1 protein-coding gene is annotated in these 536 nt (G+C 45.5%); it reads left to right on the top strand.

Translation table 11 applies throughout. The features are described 5' to 3' along the window. Positions 1–260: 260 nt before the first annotated feature. Positions 261–536, top strand: a 276-nt coding sequence (locus PORUE0001_RS02245) for a redoxin domain-containing protein (protein ID WP_232501396.1), incomplete at its 3' end; no start/stop codon positions are given.

Below are 536 nucleotides of genomic sequence, written 5' to 3'. Positions count from 1 at the left end.
TGAAAATCTAGTTTCACCTAGGAGAAACTCTAGTTTCATACGGAGGAAACTCTAGTTTCATACGGAGGAAACTCTAGTTTCATATGGGAGAAACTCTAGTTTCATATGGGAGAAACTACTCGCATTAGGGGGAGAATACCTTGTTCTAGGTATGCTGTTTGCTTTTTATTTTGGGTGCTTACCCCTATCTTTGTAGCTGTTGGTGGGGATGTCCGACCAACGGCAATAAATCTTTATCCAAAACTTAAATGCAAATGACTATGCAACCTATTATCAATAGCAACTTACCAGAGTTCAAAGTACCCGCATATACCAAGTCCAAGGGCTTCCACGAGGTCTCTAACGAGGATCTCAAGGGGCGCTGGAGCGTACTCTTCTTCTATCCTGGCGACTTCACCTTCGTATGTCCTACGGAGCTAGCTGACCTTGCCGACAACTATGCTGAGTTTCAGCAGATCGGCGTGGATATCTACTCTGTGAGCACAGACTCACACTTCGTTCACAAGGCTTGGCAGGATGCTAGCGAGGCGGTCAAG

It is taken from the genome of Porphyromonas uenonis 60-3 (assembly GCF_000174775.1).
GTDB lineage: Bacteria > Bacteroidota > Bacteroidia > Bacteroidales > Porphyromonadaceae > Porphyromonas > Porphyromonas uenonis_A.
This window is presented reverse-complemented; position numbering and strand designations above follow the sequence as displayed.